Genomic DNA, 19,969 nt, shown 5'->3' on the forward strand with positions numbered 1-19,969 from the left:
TTTAGTTTTGGGTTGATTGTAGCGAGCTTTAAGAGATTTTTGTACGTGGCCATAATTTTTTGATGAGTGTAACCACCAATACCACAAGCAAACCGGCCACAATCCCAATCACAAAATTAATCAACGTTGGGGTCAAGGTACTAATAATACTACCTAGAGTTGGGATATGTTCAAGATGATCAACAGCATCTTCAGTAAAGTGATGCAATAAAGGAATTGCGTGATTAATAATCCCGCCGCCCACCAAAAACATCGCAAGCGTGCCCACAATGGTCAAAGTTTTCATTAAAATGGGCGCAAAGGCCAATAAAGCATGTCCCATTTTTTGTTGTGCAGCTGAAGTTTTTTCTGTCAGGTATAAACCCATATCATCAATTTTCACAATTAATGCCACCAAGCCATACACCCCACCGTCATCGCAATGGCAATCACCGTTAAAACACTCACCTTGGTCACAAAAGCTGCCGCAGCGACTGTGCCTAATGAAATCACAATAATTTCTGCCGATAAAATAAAGTCAGTACGAATAGCACCTTTAATTTTGTCTTTTTCCATACTGTGCAATTGTGCTTCAGTCAGTGCCAATTGTGTGGCTGCCTCTTGGGCAGTTTTAGCTTTTTTATGTTGAATGCTATGCATGACTTTTTCAACGCCCTCATAGCATAAGAATAAGCCACCAAGCATTAACAAAGGATTAATCAACCATGGCGCAAAAACACTAATTGCTAAAGCCAAGGGCACTAAAATCACTTTGTTTACAAACGAGCCTTTGGCCACGCTCCACACCACAGGCAGCTCACGTTCAGCACGCACCCCACTCACCTGCTGTGCGTTTAAGGCTAAATCATCACCCAATACCCCTGCGGTTTTTTTGGCGGCCATTTTACTCATAACTGCCACGTCATCCATAATGGTGGCAATATCGTCTAATAATAAGAGTAAGCTGCTCATAATTTTAGTTCTCTGTTTTATTTTTCTTGAGTTTAAAACTACAATCTTAAAAACTCTGTACAGCATTTATTACCAGTAGGCTGACACATATAAAACTTATACCGTACAATGTCGCCATTCATCGTGATATTGATGTCATACAACGACTTGGAAGACAGCATGACTACTCCAGATAATCGTCCAGTAATCTTAACTGGCGACCGTCCGACCGGACAATTACACTTGGGCCATTTTGTAGGTTCGCTACGTTCACGCGTCGGTTTACAAGATTCTCATCATCAGCATTTATTGCTTGCCGATGCACAAGCCTTTACCGATAATGCCGATAACTTTGAAAAAGTTCGTCGCAATATTATTGAAGTGGCAACCGACTATTTAGCAGTAGGTATTGATCCCACCAAAACCACCATTTGTGTGCAATCGAGCTTACCTGCGCTTAATGAATTGACCATGTTGTATCTCAACTTTGTCAACGTATCACGCTTAGAACGTAACCCAACCATTAAGTCTGAAATTCAGATGCGCGGTTTTGAACGTGATATTCCAGCTGGTTTCTTATGCTATCCAGTGGCACAAGCAGCCGACATCACCGCATTTAAAGCAACCGTAGTACCGGTGGGCGAAGATCAAATTCCAATGATCGAGCAAACCAACGAAATTGTGCGTCGTTTAAATCGCCAAGTAGGTCGTGAGTTACTGCCTGAATGTAAAGCATTATTGTCTAATGTGGGGCGTTTACCGGGCTTTGATGGTAAAGCTAAAATGTCTAAATCTTTAGGCAACACCATTGTGTTAGATGCCACAGATAAAGACATCAAAAAAGCCGTGAATGCCATGTATACCGATCCAAATCATTTGCGTATTGAAGATCCAGGTCAAGTTGAAGGCAACGTAGTCTTTACCTATCTAGATGCATTTGACCCAAATAAAGAAGAAGTGGAAGAGTTAAAAGCGCATTATCGCCGTGGTGGTTTAGGTGATGGTACGGTTAAAAAGCGCCTTGAAGGAGTACTTAAAGAATTACTTGGTCCTATTCGTGAACGCCGTATCGAATTGGCTAAAGATCCAGATTACATTATGGATATACTTAAACACGGTACAGATAAATGCCGTGACATTACGCAACAAACTTTAGATGAAGTGAAAACCGCGCTTGGCGTGTTCCGTTTTTAATTCATTTTAAAAATCAAACCCTTCTTTTAAGAAGGGTTTTTTTATGCCTATTGCTTGTGTAAGTTCTAATTCACAATCAACGGGTTTTATTCACATTTTGTACCACATGTTCACGCAACATGACACTTTATTACCTGAATACTGCTGAAACTCAAGCATGAACATCTTAATATAACTTCATAGCCAAACAGCTTCATTAGATTCTCCTCTATGAGCTTGAAGTTACCCCTGAACCTGTTGCTACAACAGATTCATTTTTATGCGTAATGAATACCCCAATCATTACGCATTTTTTTTTGCCTAAAATTCGCCCTTCATTGGGCGAGTTTTGTTGTTAGGTCAACGCAATAGCAGGATCGAGCAAACCTTTGTCTTCTAAAAGACTTAACATAGTTGAACCAAGTTCTGCAGGACTACGGGTACAGGCCATTCCTGCACGTTCAAAGGCGGTAAATTTCTCTTCTGCTGTGCCCTTGCCCCCTGAGATAATCGCACCTGCATGCCCCATACGTTTACCTTTAGGTGCAGTCACTCCCGCAATATAACCCACCACTGGTTTTGTGACATTCGACTGAATATATTCCGCGGCTTCTTCTTCGGCTGTTCCGCCAATTTCACCAATCATAATAATGGCTTCAGTTTGCGGATCTTCTTCAAATAGTTTTAAGCAATCAATTTGATTCATACCCGGAATTGGGTCACCGCCAATTCCAATACAAGTTGATTGTCCTAGACCCAACTTGGTGGTTTGCGATACAGCTTCATAGGTCAGCGTACCTGAACGCGAGATAATGCCAATTTTACCCGCTTTGTGGATATGACCCGGCATAATGCCAATTTTACATTCGCCTGGGGTAATAATCCCAGGGCAGTTTGGACCAATTAAACGTGCATGATTACCATAAGTTTCTAAGTAGCGTTTGGCTTTGAGCATATCTAAAGTGGGGACACCTTCTGTGATCACCACAATTAACTCTAACCCAGCATCAATTGATTCAATAATGGAATCCAGTACAAAAGGTGCAGGCACATAAATAGACGTAGCATTGGCACCTGTTTCACGCACAGCGTCTTTAACAGTGTTAAAGACAGGTCGGTCTAAATGGCGTTGTCCGCCTTTGCCAGGGGTTACACCACCTACCACTTGCGTGCCATAGGCAATCGATTGCTCTGAGTGAAAAGTACCATTCTTACCGGTAAAGCCTTGTACAATCACTTGAGTATTTTTATTGACGAGTACGCTCATTATTTTTCTCCTTATGCGTCTACAGCAGCGACAACTTTTTGTGCAGCGTCTGCCAAACCTTGCGCTGAAATCAAGGTTAAACCCGATTCATCCAACAACTTTGCCCCTAATTCGGCATTATTACCTTCTAAACGTACCACCACAGGAATTGCCACATGCACCTCACGTACTGCTGCAATAATAGCTTCGGCAATCATGTCACAGCGGACAATACCACCAAAAATATTAATCAAAACCGCTTGTACTGAACCATCTGTAAGAATGATTTTAAAAGCTTCAATCACACGCTCTTTGGTTGCACCGCCACCGACATCAAGGAAATTCGCTGGTTGACCACCGTACAGCTTAATAATGTCCATGGTTGCCATGGCAAGGCCTGCACCATTGACCATACAACCAATATTGCCTTCTAAAGCCACATAATTCAGATCATGTTCAGAAGCGCGTAATTCGCGTTCATTTTCTTGCGATTTATCCCGTAAAGCGGCAATGTGCGGCAAACGGTATAAGGCATTTGAATCAATGCCAATTTTGGCATCTACACATAGAATGTCACCATTTTCACGTACCGACAAAGGGTTAATTTCAAATAATGCAAAATCATTTTCTATAAAAGCACGATAAGCTGCGCTCATAATCGTAACAAATTGGGCTATCTGTTCTGAATTTAAACCCAGCGCAAAACCAACTTCACGTGCTTGAAAAGGTTGCAAACCAACCAATGGGTCTACTTCTACCTTAATAATTTTTTCAGGGCTGTCTTCTGCAACTTTCTCAATATCAACACCACCTTCGGTAGATGCCATAAAAGTGACTCGACGACTAGAACGATCCACCACTGCACCCAAATACAACTCACGTTCTACAGGATAAACATCTTCACAGACTAAGATTTGATTAACGGGTTGACCCAAACTGTCGGTTTGATAGGTGACTAAACGGCTACCTAATAAATTTTTGGCATATTCAGCAGCTTCATCACTTGATTTGACCACTTTCACCCCACCTGCTTTACCACGGCCTCCTGCATGCACTTGAGCTTTCATCACCGCAAATTTGCCACCCAATTGTTCAAAGGCTTGACGTGCTGCTTGCTCGCTTTCAATCACAATGCCTTCTTGAATCGGCATTCCGTATTGTTTTAATAATGCTTTGGCTTGGTACTCATGTAAATTCATACAACAACCTTTAATTTATTGGTTTTATCTTGTGGCTTTATAGGGCAAACATCCGTCGAACTGACTATAAAGCATATTGTGCTTTGTTATTTTTAGAGGATAAAGCATACAAATACAACCTTTTTTGCATAAAAAAAGAGCAGCGATTGCTGCTCTTTTTGTTAATCTTTCACAGATTATTTGCGTTTACGCTGAATCGCGTGAATCGCACGGCCATCCACCGCTAAAGCTGCTTCATGCACCACTTCAGAGAATGTTGGGTGACCAAAAGTCATCAATTGAAGATCTTCAACAGATGATACAAATTCAAGTGCAATCATACCTTGGTGAACGATGTCAGACGCAGCAGGTCCAATCACGTGCATACCCAATAAACGATCGGTTTTTGCATCAGCAACAAACTTCACGAAACCAGCGTTTTCACCAGCTGCCATTGCACGACCATTTGCAGCAAAGCCAAATTGACCGGTTTTCACTTCATGGCCTTTGTCGATTGCTTGCTGTTCTGTTAAACCAACCCACGCCGCTTCTGGGTGTGTGTAGATCACAGAAATAATCGTGTCGTAGTTGACTTGTGCAGCATGACCGTGAATACGTTCAACTGCCATTACGCCTTCTTCCATTGCTTTATGTGCAAGCATTGGACCACGTACCAAGTCACCAATTGCGTATACGCCGTCTACAGACGTTGCACACCAATCGTTTACTTCAACCAAACCACGTTCAGTCAGTTTAATACCACAGTCTTCTGCCAATAGGCCTTCAGCATAAGCGCGACGACCTACACAAACGATCAACTTGTCAAAAGTCTGAGTTTTGTCTTCGCCACCTTGTGTGTATTGAACAGTTACTTCACGACCGTTCACTTCAGTACCAGCAACTTTAGCGCCAACACGAATGTCTAGACCTTGCTTACCAAGTACTTTTTGGTAGTCTTTTGCCAATGCTTTATCAGCCATTGGTAAGAATGCATCCATTGCTTCAAATACAACAACTTCAGCACCCAAACGACGCCATACAGAACCAAGTTCAAGACCGATTACGCCTGCACCGATTACGCCTAAACGCTTAGGTACTTCTTGGAATTCTAAAGCGCCAGTAGAGTCAACAATAATGTCTTGATCTACAGGAGCAACTGGAATATTTACAGGTACAGAACCCGTCGCAAGAATCACGTATTTAGGTTCTAAAATTTGAGTTTCGCCTTCGTGCGATACAAACTCAACTTTTTTACCTGCAAGTAATTTACCTGTACCTTTTAACCATTCAATACCGTTACCTTTTAATAGGCCGTCGATACCTTTAGTGAGTTGGTTAACAATTTTATCTTTACGTGCAAGTAATTTTGCAAGATCAAACTTCACTTCACCAGTCGTGATACCGTGATCATCTAAGTGATGCACTGTATCTTCATAACGGTGAGATGAATCAAGCAATGCTTTAGATGGGATACAACCCACGTTTAAGCATGTACCACCTAAAGATGGTTCGCCTTTATGAATACGTTTTTCGATACATGCAACTTTAAAACCAAGTTGTGCTGCACGAATTGCTGCTTCGTAGCCACCTGGGCCACCACCAATTACAACTAAATCAAATTGAGACATCTTTATCTCCAAAAGGCGAGTTCAAAGGATCTCTCTGAACTCGCCTAGGTTATTCTTAAGAATTAATAATTAAAGATCTAAGATCAGGCGAGCTGGCTCTTCTAACAATTCTTTGATTGTTACTAAGAAACCTACTGCTTCTTTACCATCAATTAAACGGTGGTCGTAAGAAAGTGCCAAGTACATCATCGGCAAGATTTCTACCTGACCATTTACAGCCATTGGGCGCTCTTGGATTTTATGCATACCCAAAATCGCAGTTTGTGGCGTATTTAAAATAGGTGTAGAAAGAAGTGAACCGAAAGTACCACCATTAGTAATAGTGAACGTACCGCCAGTCATGTCTTCGATGCCTAATTTGCCATCACGCGCTTTGTATGCATAGTCACGGATACCGTTTTCAACTTCAGCATAGTTCATGCGATCTGTATCACGAAGTACAGGAACCACTAAGCCACGCTCAGAAGATACCGCTACACCGATATCATAGAAACCATGATATACGATATCGTCGCCATCAATAGACGCATTTACCGCAGGATAACGCTTAAGTGCTTCAGTTGCTGCTTTAACAAAGAATGACATAAAGCCTAAACGTGCACCATGACGCTTCTCGAACGCATCTTTGTATTGCGCACGCATTTCCATGATTGGCTTCATGTTCACTTCGTTAAACGTGGTTAACATTGCTGTTTCTTGGGTTGCAGCAAGTAAACGTTCAGCTACACGCTTACGTAGACGTGTCATTGGAACACGTTTTTCAACACGCTCGCCCACTGCAACGCTTAATGGTTGCGCAGCAGGTTTAGCTTGATGATTTGCAACGTCTTCTTTAGTAATACGACCACCGCGACCAGAACCTGCAACATCACTTGCAGCAATACCAGTTTCAGTTAACGCTTTACGTACCGCAGGTGCTTGATCAGCAACTTGCGCACGCTCAACGATTGGTGCATTGCCTGCTTGAGTTTGTGAAGATGCTTGTTCTACTTTCTCTTCAGACTGAACTGCTTGAGTTTGAGCCGCGCCAGATACAGCACCTGCTTCAAAATGAGCAATCACTTCAGATGAAAGGACTGTGTCGCCTTCATTTTTGATGATTTGCGCAATCGTACCGTCAGCAGGAGCAACAACTTCTAATACAACTTTATCCGTTTCAATATCACAGATTACTTCGTCGCGTGCTACTGCTTCGCCTGGTTGTTTGTGCCAAGTTGCGATTGTGCCGTCTGCAACTGATTCTGGAAATACAGGTGCTTTAATTTCGGTTGCCATGATTTTAGAATCTCCTGATTATTCTACGATCGCTAAAGCGTCATTTACGAGCTGAGCTTGTTGTTTTGCATGTAAGTATGGTGAACCACATGCCGGTGCAGCAGAAGCTTCACGGCCTGCGTAGCTTAACTTGATTTGTTTACCTGAAGCCATTAAGCCTTCATATAAACGTGGCGCGATGAACAACCAAGCACCTTGGTTTTTCGGTTCTTCTTGCGCCCATACCAATTCAGTCACGTTTGGATACTGAGCAAGAACTTCAGCTAAACGTGCTTCTGGGTATGGATATAACTGTTCAATACGTACAATAACAGTATTGTTTAATTCTTTTTCACGACGTTTTTCAAGTAAATCGTAGTAAACTTTACCACCACAAAGTACAACGCGAGTCACGTCAGCTTTGTTGATGTTATCCACTTCATCGATTACTGTTTGGAATGTACCCGTTGCAAGCTCATCTAAAGTAGAAGTCGCTAACTTGTGACGAAGTAAAGACTTCGGTGAAGTTACGATTAATGGCTTACGAATTGGACGAACCGCTTGACGACGTAATGCATGGAAGATCTGTGCAGGTGTTGTTGGTGTAATTACTTGCATGTTTTCTTCAGCACATAACTGTAAGAAACGCTCTAGACGTGCAGATGAATGCTCTGGACCTTGACCTTCAAAACCATGTGGAAGAAGCATAGTTAAGCCACATACACGTTCCCATTTGGTTTCGCCAGATGAGATAAATTGGTCAATCACAACCTGTGCACAGTTTGCGAAGTCACCAAATTGTGCTTCCCAAATAATTAAACCGTGTGGAATAGTAGTTGCATAACCATATTCAAATGCAAGAACGGCCATTTCTGAAAGAAGTGAGTCGTATAATGCAAAACGTGGTTGGTTGTCTTTTACATTACAAAGTGGAATGTAAGTTTCGCCATCTACTTGGTTATGAAGTTTTGCATGACGGTGTGAGAATGTACCACGACCAACGTCTTCACCCGTAATACGAACCAAGTAACCATCATCTAGTAATGTTGCATAAGCTAAAGTTTCTGCAGCACCCCAGTTTAAAGGCATCTCGCCCGTTTGCATTTTCAAACGATCGTCAATTACTTTAGCAACCTGACGCTGCATTACGAAACCTTCTGGAAGTTTACGCATGCCTTCGCCAAGCTCTTTTAAGCGCTCAACTGGGAAAGTCGTATCCCAAACGTCTGTATAATCGTGACCTAAATACGGTGTCCAATCAACAAACATTTTCTTGTTTGGTTCTAAGACAAGTGCATTGGCAACGTGATTACCTGCTTCTAAATCAGCACGGTAGTCTTCGATCATTTGATCTGCTGAGGCACGATCAAGTACACCTTCTTGAACCAACTTGTCTGCATATAATGTACGTGTTGTGGTCTTTTTATTGATCACTTGATACATCATTGGCTGAGTTGCAGCAGGCTCATCGGCTTCGTTATGACCACGACGACGGTAGCAGAACATGTCAATCACAACGTCTTTACGGAATGTATGACGGAAGTCATGTGCAAGCTGTGCTACAAACAATACCGCTTCAGGATCATCACCATTTACATGGAAGATTGGTGCTTGGATCATTTTTGCAATGTCGGTACAGTATTCTGTAGAACGCGCATCACGTGGATCAGACGTTGTAAAGCCTACTTGGTTGTTGACAACAATATGAACCGTACCACCAACCGTGTAACCACGCGTTTGTGACATTTGGAAGGTTTCTTGGTTTACACCTTGACCTGCAAATGCAGCATCACCGTGAACGATGACTGGTAATACATCATCACCGCCAATGTCTTTACGACGTACTTGACGTGCACGTACCGAACCTTCAACCACAGGGCCGACGATTTCTAAGTGCGATGGGTTAAACGCAAGCGCTAAGTGAACTTCGCCACCAGCCGTCATCACGTTTGATGAAAAACCTTGGTGGTACTTAACGTCACCAGAACCTTTTTTATGTAGTGATTTACCTTCGAATTCACCAAACAATTCAGCTGGGTTTTTACCCATAATGTTGACAAGAAGGTTTAAACGGCCGCGGTGAGGCATACCGATCACAACTTCTTTACAACCCACTGAACCTGCACGTTGAATTACCGCATCAACCATAGGGATGAAAGACTCACCACCCTCTACACCAAAGCGTTTTGCACCAACGTATTTATTACCAAGGAATTTTTCTAGTCCCTCAGCTGCAGTTAAACGTTCTAAAACGTGTTTTTTCTCATCAGCAGTAAAGCTAAATTGACCACGTGCACTTTCAAGACGTTGTTGAATCCAACGTTTCTCTTTGGTATCAACAATGTGCATGTATTCAGTACCTACTGTTTCACAGTAAGTCGCTTCTAATGCAGCAATAATTTCAGCAAGGGTTGCTTCTTCTTTACCAATCGCAAGGTTACCCGTGTGGAATACGGTATCCAAATCAGATTTAGTTAAGCCGTGTGCATCTAATTCTAAGTCAAATGCTTGTTCACGCTTTGCCAAACCTAATGGATCAAGTTTTGCTTTTTGATGACCACGGTTACGATATGCCGCGATTAATTGTAATACACCGATTTGACGACGCTCATGTTCAGAGCTAACAGTTGCTTGAACTACAGGCTGAACACGGTTTGAATTACGACCTAAAAGTAGGAATTGCTCACGTACATTGCTATGTGGTTGATCACCTTTAGGGAATTTATCGAAATAATCACGCCAGTCAGCACCAACTGAATCTGGTGACGCTAAATAATGTTCGTAAAGTTCTTCAATATACGCTGCACTGTCAGCGGAAAGTTCAGTGTCAAGACGCAGAGCGTCAGCAACTTCTTGCATTTGTGGACCCATTTCCTATTGCAAAAACATTTCAGGATGCTTAGTTTTAAGCAAACCCATGATTGATAATGTCAAATTGGTGACATGACATTAGTCCCCATTGGACATCAGCCATGAGGCGTTATCTCTACATTAAAATAACGTAGATAATGAATCATAACGCCCCTCAGCGGCATCATCACTCATCACATACTCGGCCAAAACCGAGCAATTTTTTGCAAATCGACTTAGAAAAATAAATCGAAGCGATTTACTTTTCTAAAACGATTTGACGCATTTAGTTATACGCAATTTTAACAGGCTTCGTGTAGAAAAAATGTATGCACAAACATAAAATTTCCTATATCTAACAGATCATTGATCCTAACATGAAGCAGCTAAAATCAAACATTTAAATGTTCGCACTATTGTAACCTATGCTGCTTGATCTCAGGTGAAGATTCAATTTAGACCAAAGTCCAAAGGCTAGATAACAAAAAAGAGCATCTTATTTCAATCTGCCCTTTGTACCATTGTTACATGATAACATTTTAATCTCAGATGTGTAGCGTGTCGGCGTGCTTTGTGGCATCAAAAAAACAAATTAGCGCAATTAAATGAGAGTCAGATTAAAAAATCACCAATTTTTAAAGCTCGCATTTTCACTTATAGGTCACAGCAACAAAGTCATAGAAAATAGCGATACTTTTGACTTTTCTATTGTCATAAAAAAAGCACACCATGGGGTGTGCTTTTTTTTGATAGACAGAAATTAACCTGCGTTATCAAACATCATGCTACGGATGTGACCGATTGCCTTCGTTGGATTTAAACCCTTAGGACATACAGACACACAGTTCATGATCCCTTTACAACGGAACAAAGAGAATGGGTCGTCAAGACGAGCCAAACGCTCTTGTGTTGCAGAGTCACGCGAGTCAATGATGAAACGGTATGCATTTAACAATGCTGATGGACCCAAGAACTTGTCTGGGTTCCACCAAAATGATGGACATGAAGTTGAACAACATGCACATAAAATACATTCATACAAACCATCTAAGTGTTCACGCTCTTCAGGTGACTGCAAACGCTCTTTTGGTGGTGCAGGCTGATTATTGATCAAGAACGGATGGATTTTGTTGTATTGATCGTAGAACTGATTCATATCTACAACCAAGTCTTTCACTACAGGCAGACCTGGAAGTGGACGAATTGTGATGACATCTGGTAAATCGTTTAGGTTCCAAAGACACGCTAAACCGTTTTTACCATTGATGTTAACACCATCAGAACCACAAATACCTTCACGGCATGAACGACGGAACGTTAAGGTTTCGTCTTGTACTTTTAATGCAAGTAAAACATCTAGCAACATACGGTGCTTTTCAGTTAACTCAAGCTTAAAAGTTTGCATGTACGGTGCTTTATCCTTATCAGGATCGTAGCGGTAGATATTAAATGTACGAGTACCTCTACTCATCTCAACTCTCCTAATTAGAATGTACGTGGTTTAGGTGGAATTGCATCAACCGTTAACGGACGGTAACGCACAGGCTTATACTCTAAACGGTTATCACTTGAGAACCATAAAGTATGCTTCATCCACACATCATCACGACGACCGTACGGGTAAGACGGGTGATCTGGTGGTAACTCAAAGTCTACAACCGTATGCGCACCACGACATTCTTTACGTGCAGCAGCAGAAATTAATGTAGCTTTTGCTACTTCGTATAAGTTTTCCACTTCTAAAGCTTCAACACGTGCGGTGTTAAACACTTTAGATTTGTCTTTTAAGTGGATATTACGAATACGTGGTTCAAGCGCAAGAATTTCTTTTACGCCTTTTTCAAGCAATGCAGTTGTACGGAATACACCAGCATGGTCTTGAACGATGTCACGAATCGCATCCGCTACGTCTTGTGCGTTTTCACCTGTTGTTGATTCGTCTAATGTACGAATACGTGCAACAGTTTGCTCAAGTACAGTCGTAGGAAGCGGTTCGTACGCACCATCATGTTGCTTAGTTACATATTCGATGATGTGCTGACCTGCAGCTTTACCAAATACAACCAAGTCAAGCAATGAGTTGGTACCTAAACGGTTTGCACCGTGTACAGATACACATGAACATTCACCGATTGCATAGAAGCCTTTGATTGGCTTAGAGAAATCACGTTCACCGGCATTGGTTGAGTACACATCATTGTCTTTGTTGTAGTTGGCATCTAGCGGTTGAGTTTCGCGAGATTCAGGTACAACAACTTGACCATGAATGTTTGTTGGAATACCACCCATTTGGTAATGGATTGTTGGTACTACAGGAATTGGTTCTTTGGTGATGTCAACGTTTGCAAACTTCTTACCAATCTCAAATACAGATGGAAGACGTTTCATAATCGTTTCAGCACCTAAGTGTGTCATATCAAGTAAGATATAATCACCTTTAGGACCACAACCACGACCTTCTTTAATTTCTTGGTCCATAGAACGTGATACGAAGTCACGCGGCGCCAAGTCTTTTAAAGTTGGAGCATAACGTTCCATGAACGGTTCGCCGTCTTTGTTACGAAGGATTGCACCTTCACCACGACAACCTTCAGTTAACAATACGCCGGCACCCGCCACACCCGTTGGGTGGAACTGCCAGAATTCCATATCTTGTAATGGAATACCTGCACGAGCTGCCATACCAAGACCGTCACCAGTGTTGATATAAGCGTTTGTAGATGCGCGGTAAACACGACCAGCACCACCGGTTGCAAACAAAGTAGCTTTACCTTGGAATACTGCAATTTTACCTGTTTCTTGGTCAATTGCGGTTACGCCAAGTACGTCGCCTGCTTCATTACGAATAAGATCAAGTGCGATCCATTCTACGAAGAATTGCGTACCCATTTTCACGTTGCTTTGGTAAAGCGTGTGAAGAAGTGCGTGACCTGTACGGTCGGCAGCAGCACATGCACGAGGAACCGCTTTTTCACCGTAGTTTGCAGAGTGACCACCAAACGGACGTTGGTAAATCGTACCGTCTGCGTTACGGTCAAATGGCATACCTAAGTGTTCAAGTTCATAAACTACTTGTGGCGCTTCACGCGTCATAAACTCAATGGCGTCTTGGTCGCCTAACCAGTCCGAACCCTTAACCGTGTCGTAGAAATGGTAATGCCAGTTATCTTCTTGCATGTTACCAAGTGACGCACCGATACCACCTTGTGCTGCCACAGTGTGCGAACGTGTTGGGAATACTTTGGTCAATACAGCAACTTTTAAACCCGCTTGAGCAAGCTGGTAAGATGCGCGCATACCAGAACCACCACCACCTACGATGACGGCATCGAAAGTTTCGTGTGGAATATTTGTGTAATCTTCTTTAGGGTTTATAGCGCCCATGATTGCTTCCTATCAATTCGCCCAAAAAATCTGGATTGCCCAGATTGCGTATGCCAATACAGCAATAATCACTGATGTAGTGAGTACCATACGCAAACCATTTGCTGAAGGACCCATTTGACGAGTCGTCACGTAATCCGTGAAAACTTGCCACATTCCGATCCAAGCATGTGCAACTAAAGATAAGACTGACAACAAAGATAAAATCTTCATTGGTGTTGTCATCATAAAACCGTACCACTGTTCAAAATTGAATCCGCTATTACACAAAATCCAACCGAATACCACTACGGTATAAACAGCTAATACAACAGCACTTACGCGTTGGATAAACCAATCACGAGAACCTGAACCCGTAAAACCTGTAGCACTTTTCATTAGAGTACGATCCATACAAATGACGCAACGATACCAATTGCAGACAAGATTAATGCGATAGTAGCTGCTGTGCGACCGCTTTGCAGTTCCTCTGCAATGCCTTGGTCAGCAAGTAAATGCTTAACACCTGCAATGAAGTGGTAAATTAAGCCGGCTACGAATACCCATACGATAAAGCGCACCACGAAACCACTCATGATTTCTTGAACTTGCGCAAAACCTTCAGGAGAAGACAATGACTTGTCTAAGATCCATAGAAGTACCGGGACGAGTAAAAATACGATGACACCAGAAAGACGGTGTAGAATTGATGCAATAGCCACAGGGGATTTTAAGTTTACGTCTAAAACTTGACCCATGGACAAATTGACAGGTCTGTTGCTTTTCACAGCGGGCATCCTGTAGTTAAAAACTCCATCCGGAGTTTGTTGGAATTAATTCGAAGGAAAGCTGGCATTGTTAGGCAGTTTGCATGCCTAAACTTAAAACGACATCGAATTATAAAACGTCAACTATTAAAATACAAACAGTGCTACTCGGCTTTTAGCCAAAAAAACCATAAATAAGAATCATTAACATACACACAAATAGTTAAAACCAATTGCACGCGCTCTTAAATATCGCTATATCATTGGTTTTAAAGTAATCCCTTGATATTTCATTAATCGCTTTTCCCTTTAGCATAGCGAAATGACATTTAGACTAAAGATAGAGAAATTTTCCTAATGAGCGTTTTTCATGGCGTAGATTGTCGTGCTTTTCTACCCCAAGTTGCTCTTTTTTCAAAAAATATCGTCATGGTGAAAAAAATTCATCTTAAAATACTCAATACAACAGCAAAATCTGAGCCTCAATTTTTATATGCCAGCTCTACCACCGCATACAGTTTTGCACAGTTTTCAAATGCCTCATCTGTTTTCAAATCGCTCAATACGTTATTTTTTAGCCAAACGGTTATTATATCTCACATTATAAATAGATTTTTTTGTGGCTGATTTTCTGCATGATGACACAGCTATATTCAAGCTAAGTGGTGAAATATGCATTGTTTTCAACAAAAAATACAGCGATGGATATTTCTAAATTTAAATTTTTCAAGGTTAAAAATCGTCTAGTTTTAAGCCATTAGCGTTATTTTTTTCTACATAATGCTTCAATTTGACTTATTATACTGCTGCGGTGTAAAAGCACTTTTTGTCAGATGCATAATTTTTGGCTCTATTCTTGATTTAGATGTCAGCTTTTATCCATAAGTATAATTGACAAAACTTGTACACCCTCTAATCTTATAGCAATTTTTTGACCGATCTGATTCAACTATTAATTAAAAATGTTTAGGGATCAGATCCAACATTCACCAGGACAGGAGATCAATTGAATGTCTGAAGTAACTGGCAAGAAAGCCGTATTACAGCTTGATGGCAAAGAAATTGAATTACCGATTTACAGCGGCACTTTAGGCCCTGACGTAATCGACGTTAAAGATGTATTGGCAGCAGGTCATTTTACTTTTGATCCTGGTTTTATGGCTACAGCGTCTTGCGAGTCTAAAATCACGTTCATCGATGGTAATAAAGGTATTCTTTTACACCGCGGCTACCCAATTGATCAATTGGCGACTAAAGCTGACTACTTAGAAACTTGCTACTTATTGTTAAATGGCGAGCTTCCAACAGCTGAGCAAAAAGAAGAATTTGACGCTAAAGTACGTAACCATACAATGGTTCACGACCAAGTGAGCCGTTTCTACAACGGTTTCCGTCGTGATGCGCATCCTATGGCGATCATGGTTGGTGTTGTTGGTGCGTTATCTGCGTTCTACCACAACAACTTAGACATTGAAAATGTTGATCACCGTGAAATCACAGCGATTCGTTTAATCGCGAAGATTCCTACTTTAGCGGCTTGGAGCTACAAGTACACAATCGGTCAACCGTTTGTTTACCCACGTAACGACTTAGGCTACGCTGAAAACTTCCTTCACATGATGTTTGCAACGCCTGCTGATCGTGATTACAAAGTTGATCCTATCCTTGCTAAAGCAATGGACCGTATCTTCACACTTCACGCAGACCACGAACAAAACGCGTCTACCTCTACTGTACGTTTAGCTGGTTCTACTGGTGCTAACCCGTATGCATGTATTGCTGCTGGTATCTCTGCACTTTGGGGTCCTGCTCACGGTGGCGCGAACGAAGCTGTTCTTAAGATGCTTGATGAAATCGGCTCTGTAGAAAACGTTGCGGGCTTCATGGAAAAAGTGAAGACTAAAGAAGTTAAACTTATGGGCTTCGGTCACCGAGTTTACAAAAACTTCGATCCACGTGCAAAAGTAATGAAAGAAACTTGTGACGAAGTTCTTGGTGCGCTTGGCATCAACGATCCACAACTTGCGCTTGCTATGGAACTTGAACGTATTGCGTTATCTGATGAATACTTCATCAAACGTAACCTTTACCCGAACGTAGATTTCTACTCAGGTATCATCTTAAAAGCGATTGGTATCCCAACAGAAATGTTCACGGTAATCTTCGCGCTTGCACGTACAGTTGGTTGGATCAGCCACTGGTTAGAAATGCACAGCGGTCCGTACAAGATCGGTCGTCCTCGTCAGCTTTACACTGGCGAAGTTCAACGCGACATCGTTCGTTAATTGAACATGCGTTGACAGATAAAAAAACCGTCTATCTAGGCGGTTTTTTTATGGGTTTAAGTTTTTAAAAATGGAATACATTGTTCATACGCCCGACAATCTTGACCTTGGGCACGCTTTATAAAATAATCTTGTACCATACTGGCTTGTTGTTCAATGCCGTATTTAAAGAAGGTTTTGCCCTCTTTTAAAATATAGCGATATTTACGATTCAACAGTGCCCTTAACACCACTTGCATACCTTGCTGTATTTGCCACACATGAGTGAGTTCATGAATTAACCAACTTTGCTTGGCTAAGGAGGTTTTTGAAAAATCCTCACACCAATTATATACATTAAAGTAGACATGCCCATTGGGGCTAATGGCATAATTTTTAAGCACCCAACGATGCGCGACAATACGAATCTGCTCGAGTTGTAAAGCTTCACCAAATACCGAGTAGGCCAGCTTTTTTTCACCTTCACTTAAATAGCGCTCACGTAAAACCAAATACGATCTAAAGCTTAATTTTCTTGTGACTTGTCTCATATTGCACCTATACATCGTTTTGCTTGCGTTACAAGAGCTATTATGGAAATAAAGCCTGTCTTTTTTAAGGCGATTCAAGTTTTTTTTTATGATTTGATAACGCAGTGTTATGCAATTCGTATATAGTAGATGCTGCAAATTACTTATTTTAAGACTTTATTTTGCTGTTCAACTTTGACATAACATTGGACTTATAGCGATAACAAACTCAAGTTATGTACATATCCTGATAGGTATAGGATTTTATTGTAAATGAAAAATTTTAACATTGCCCTTGCACAATTCTCTCCACATATTGGCAATATCGAAGCCAATACGCAAAAAATGCTGGAACAAATTGATGCTGCGAAACAAAAAAAAGCGGATTTAATTGTTTTCCCTGAGTTAGCAGTCATCGGTTATGGCGCAGAAGATTTATTGCTGCGCCCAAGCTTAGCCAAACGTACAGAACAAGCTTTTGCTGCTTTACGTGAAGTCAAAGACATTGTGTTGGTGTTTGGTTTTGTTCATCAAACCGAAGATGGTCAACGCTATAACTCAGCAGCAGTGATGAAAGATGGTCAAGTACTTGGCGTCTACAACAAGCAAAATTTACCTAATTACAGCGTATTTGATGAAAAACGTTATTTTAACGAAGGTCATCAACACCTTGTGTTTGAGTATTTGGGTCATAAATTTGGCGTCTTGATTTGTGAAGATCTTTGGGCGTTACCAACCGTACAACAAGTGGCACAGCTCAATGTTGAAACTGTGTTGGTTCTCAATGCATCACCATACGAAGTGGGTAAGCCACAACATCGTGTTTTGACCATGAAAGAGCTTGCTAAGCAACTGCAGCTTAACTTGGTATATGTGAACCAAGTCGGTGGTCAAGACGATGTAATTTTTGATGGCACAAGCTTCTTAATTAATAAAGATGGCTCCGTTGTAGTACAAGCTGCAAGTTATCAAGAACAGCTGTATATGGCTCAATATGATGCCACGCAACAAGCATATACCACTGCTGAGATTGTCCCTGCTTTAGATACCATGGCTGAGATCTATCAAGGCTTGGTCATGGCAACACGTGACTATGTTCAGCGCTCAGGTTTTCCGGGTGTGATTTTAGGCTTATCTGGTGGTATTGATTCTGCTTTGACCTTAGCCATTGCAGTCGATGCCATTGGGGCAGATAAAGTCCAAGCGGTGATGATGCCGTATACCTATACTGCACAAATCAGCGTTGAAGATGCAGCTTTACAAGCCAAAACCATGGGCGTGACTTTTGGTATTGCTGAAATAAATCCTATTGTAAATAGCTTTATGCAAACCCTGTTCCCATTCTTTGGTGAAGCCAAAGCCGACACCACCGAAGAGAACTTACAAGCGCGCTCGCGTGGCACTTTGCTTATGGCCTTGTCCAACAAGTTTGGGAATTTGGTGCTCAGCACAGGCAATAAATCAGAGCTGTCGGTGGGCTATTGCACGCTATACGGTGATATGGTGGGCGGTTATGCGGTACTTAAAGATGTGTATAAGACCATTGTATTTGAATTGGCCAAATACCGTAATACTTTAAGTGAAACGCCGGTGATTCCTGAACGTGTAATTACTCGTCCACCTTCGGCAGAACTGAGTCCTGATCAAAAAGACCAAGATACGCTACCACCTTATGACATCCTTGATGCCATTTTATATGCCTATATTGAAGAAGACTTAAGCCAAGATGATATCATCGCCAAAGGTTTTGCACCTGATGTAGTGGAAAAAGTCATTCGTTTGACTGATCGTAGTGAATATAAACGTCGTCAAGGCGCGATTGGTCCACGTATTTCATCACGTGCCTATAGCCGTGAGCGTCGTTATCCTATTGTAAATGGTTGGAAAGCTGGCATTTAATTAAGCCTAATTCATGCTATACAAATCGCTTGATCTTAGGATCAGGCGATTTTTTTATACACCCACTCAAGTTGCAGGTTTTTTCAAGCACAAAAAAAGAGACCAAGCTGAGAGCTTGGTCTTTAAAATGGTGGCTATGACGAGACTTGAACTTGTGACCCCCGCATTATGAGTGCGGTGCTCTAACCAACTGAGCTACATAGCCGTAAACTGTGAGCGCATTATGTAAATATTTAAGCGATAGGTCAAGTATTTTTTGTTACAAATGCTCACACTTTAAGCAAAATCATTATTTTTGCTACTTTTTTATGCAAAAATAATATAATTTCATTCCCCTCACTTTAAATATGTACTTCACAATATGCTGAAATTTTTAATCTTAAATAGTTTAATACTCATGGCATTGCCAGCTTGCCAACTCATTTCCCCTATCGTCACTGACTATAACGGTGTCCGAATGGATGTTGCTCACTACATTAATCATTCCTGGCGTTTTAGCTTAAAAGAGCGCGATACATTGGTGGCTTATGCCAAACAACAGCAAAAAATTACTGCTTGGCAACGCTTAAATCCTACGGAGCAACACAATCTTGCACAACAGCGCTTAATGGGACGTTATTGTGCAACACAAAAAATGAGCCCTAAAAAGTTAGATTTAGTCGATGCACAGATCTTTGCTGATGTCGGTGCACAACGTAACTTGGCAGCTATGCATCAGCTACAACACAATCTTCAACTCAATTTGGACACAATTGATTGCGACAATAAAATTTAGGCAAAAAAAAGACCACATTAGTGAATGTGGTCTTAAAAATGGTGGCTATGACGAGACTTGAACTTGTGACCCCCGCATTATGAGTGCGGTGCTCTAACCAACTGAGCTACAT

Annotated in this window: 14 protein-coding genes, 1 tRNA gene and 2 pseudogenes; 4 read left to right on the forward strand and 13 right to left on the reverse strand. The window is 41.5% G+C overall.

What is annotated here, in order from left to right; all coding sequences use genetic code 11:
- Positions 1 to 28: 28 nt before the first annotated feature.
- Positions 29 to 954, reverse strand: a pseudogene (locus Q0017_RS06390) (DUF808 domain-containing protein).
- Between the two features lie 156 nt (positions 955 to 1,110).
- On the opposite strand from Q0017_RS06390, the gene trpS reads away from it, so the two are divergent.
- Positions 1,111 to 2,124 (forward strand): tryptophan--tRNA ligase, encoded by a 1,014-nt coding sequence (gene trpS / locus Q0017_RS06395; protein ID WP_298144215.1) that lies wholly within the window; start codon positions 1,111 to 1,113, stop codon positions 2,122 to 2,124.
- Between the two features lie 334 nt (positions 2,125 to 2,458).
- Here the strand turns inward: trpS and sucD are convergent, their stop codons facing one another.
- The 10 genes and pseudogenes from sucD to sdhC all read right to left on the reverse strand — a co-directional run bounded on the left by sucD (position 2,459) and on the right by sdhC (position 14,419).
- Positions 2,459 to 3,370 carry a succinate--CoA ligase subunit alpha gene (sucD, locus tag Q0017_RS06400; protein ID WP_298144216.1) on the reverse strand — a complete coding sequence of 304 codons (912 nt, stop codon included), beginning with the start codon at positions 3,368 to 3,370 and terminating at the stop codon, positions 2,459 to 2,461.
- Between the two features lie 11 nt (positions 3,371 to 3,381).
- Positions 3,382 to 4,548: an ADP-forming succinate--CoA ligase subunit beta gene (gene sucC / locus Q0017_RS06405; RefSeq protein ID WP_298144218.1), complete on the reverse strand. Its 1,167-nt coding sequence runs from the start codon at positions 4,546 to 4,548 to the stop codon at positions 3,382 to 3,384.
- Between the two features lie 176 nt (positions 4,549 to 4,724).
- Entirely contained in the window at positions 4,725 to 6,155 is a 1,431-nt protein-coding gene (gene lpdA, locus Q0017_RS06410) for a dihydrolipoyl dehydrogenase (RefSeq protein ID WP_298144220.1), read from the reverse strand.
- 69 nt (positions 6,156 to 6,224) lie between these two features.
- Positions 6,225 to 7,430, reverse strand: a complete 1,206-nt coding sequence (gene odhB, locus Q0017_RS06415) for a 2-oxoglutarate dehydrogenase complex dihydrolipoyllysine-residue succinyltransferase (protein WP_298144223.1) — start codon at positions 7,428 to 7,430, stop codon at positions 6,225 to 6,227.
- A gap of 18 nt (positions 7,431 to 7,448) precedes the next feature.
- Positions 7,449 to 10,268, reverse strand: a complete 2,820-nt coding sequence (locus tag Q0017_RS06420; protein WP_298144226.1) for a 2-oxoglutarate dehydrogenase E1 component — start codon at positions 10,266 to 10,268, stop codon at positions 7,449 to 7,451.
- 132 nt (positions 10,269 to 10,400) lie between these two features.
- Positions 10,401 to 10,514: pseudogene (locus Q0017_RS06425) on the reverse strand (hypothetical protein); the annotation flags it as partial.
- Positions 10,515 to 11,019: 505 nt separating this feature from the next.
- Positions 11,020 to 11,730: a succinate dehydrogenase iron-sulfur subunit gene (locus tag Q0017_RS06430; protein WP_298144229.1), complete on the reverse strand. Its 711-nt coding sequence runs from the start codon at positions 11,728 to 11,730 to the stop codon at positions 11,020 to 11,022.
- A gap of 14 nt (positions 11,731 to 11,744) precedes the next feature.
- Positions 11,745 to 13,643, reverse strand: coding sequence for a succinate dehydrogenase flavoprotein subunit (gene sdhA / locus Q0017_RS06435; protein WP_298144232.1), 1,899 nt, complete (start codon positions 13,641 to 13,643; stop codon positions 11,745 to 11,747).
- Positions 13,644 to 13,655: 12 nt separating this feature from the next.
- Positions 13,656 to 14,021: a succinate dehydrogenase, hydrophobic membrane anchor protein gene (gene sdhD, locus Q0017_RS06440; protein WP_298144245.1), complete on the reverse strand. Its 366-nt coding sequence runs from the start codon at positions 14,019 to 14,021 to the stop codon at positions 13,656 to 13,658.
- Positions 14,021 to 14,419: a succinate dehydrogenase, cytochrome b556 subunit gene (sdhC, locus tag Q0017_RS06445; RefSeq protein WP_297422459.1), complete on the reverse strand. Its 399-nt coding sequence runs from the start codon at positions 14,417 to 14,419 to the stop codon at positions 14,021 to 14,023. Before sdhC ends, sdhD begins: the two co-directional genes overlap by 1 nt.
- 980 nt (positions 14,420 to 15,399) lie before the next feature.
- On the opposite strand from sdhC, the gene gltA reads away from it, so the two are divergent.
- Entirely contained in the window at positions 15,400 to 16,674 is a 1,275-nt protein-coding gene (gene gltA, locus Q0017_RS06450) for a citrate synthase (RefSeq protein WP_298144233.1), read from the forward strand.
- A gap of 56 nt (positions 16,675 to 16,730) precedes the next feature.
- On the opposite strand, the gene Q0017_RS06455 is transcribed toward gltA, so the two are convergent.
- Complete coding sequence (locus Q0017_RS06455; protein ID WP_298144236.1) at positions 16,731 to 17,204, reverse strand: type IV secretion protein Rhs; 474 nt, start codon at positions 17,202 to 17,204, stop codon at positions 16,731 to 16,733.
- A 252-nt stretch (positions 17,205 to 17,456) separates the two neighbouring features.
- On the opposite strand from Q0017_RS06455, the gene Q0017_RS06460 reads away from it, so the two are divergent.
- Complete coding sequence (locus tag Q0017_RS06460; RefSeq protein ID WP_298144239.1) at positions 17,457 to 19,082, forward strand: NAD+ synthase; 1,626 nt, start codon at positions 17,457 to 17,459, stop codon at positions 19,080 to 19,082.
- A gap of 128 nt (positions 19,083 to 19,210) precedes the next feature.
- Here the strand turns inward: Q0017_RS06460 and Q0017_RS06465 are convergent.
- Positions 19,211 to 19,287 (reverse strand) — tRNA-Met (locus Q0017_RS06465).
- Between the two features lie 156 nt (positions 19,288 to 19,443).
- Here Q0017_RS06465 and Q0017_RS06470 point away from each other — a divergent pair.
- Positions 19,444 to 19,857, forward strand: a complete 414-nt coding sequence (locus tag Q0017_RS06470) for a hypothetical protein (protein ID WP_298144242.1) — start codon at positions 19,444 to 19,446, stop codon at positions 19,855 to 19,857.
- Positions 19,858 to 19,969: the final 112 nt, after the last annotated feature.

It is taken from the genome of uncultured Acinetobacter sp., from assembly GCF_947624825.1.
Lineage (GTDB): Bacteria > Pseudomonadota > Gammaproteobacteria > Pseudomonadales > Moraxellaceae > Acinetobacter.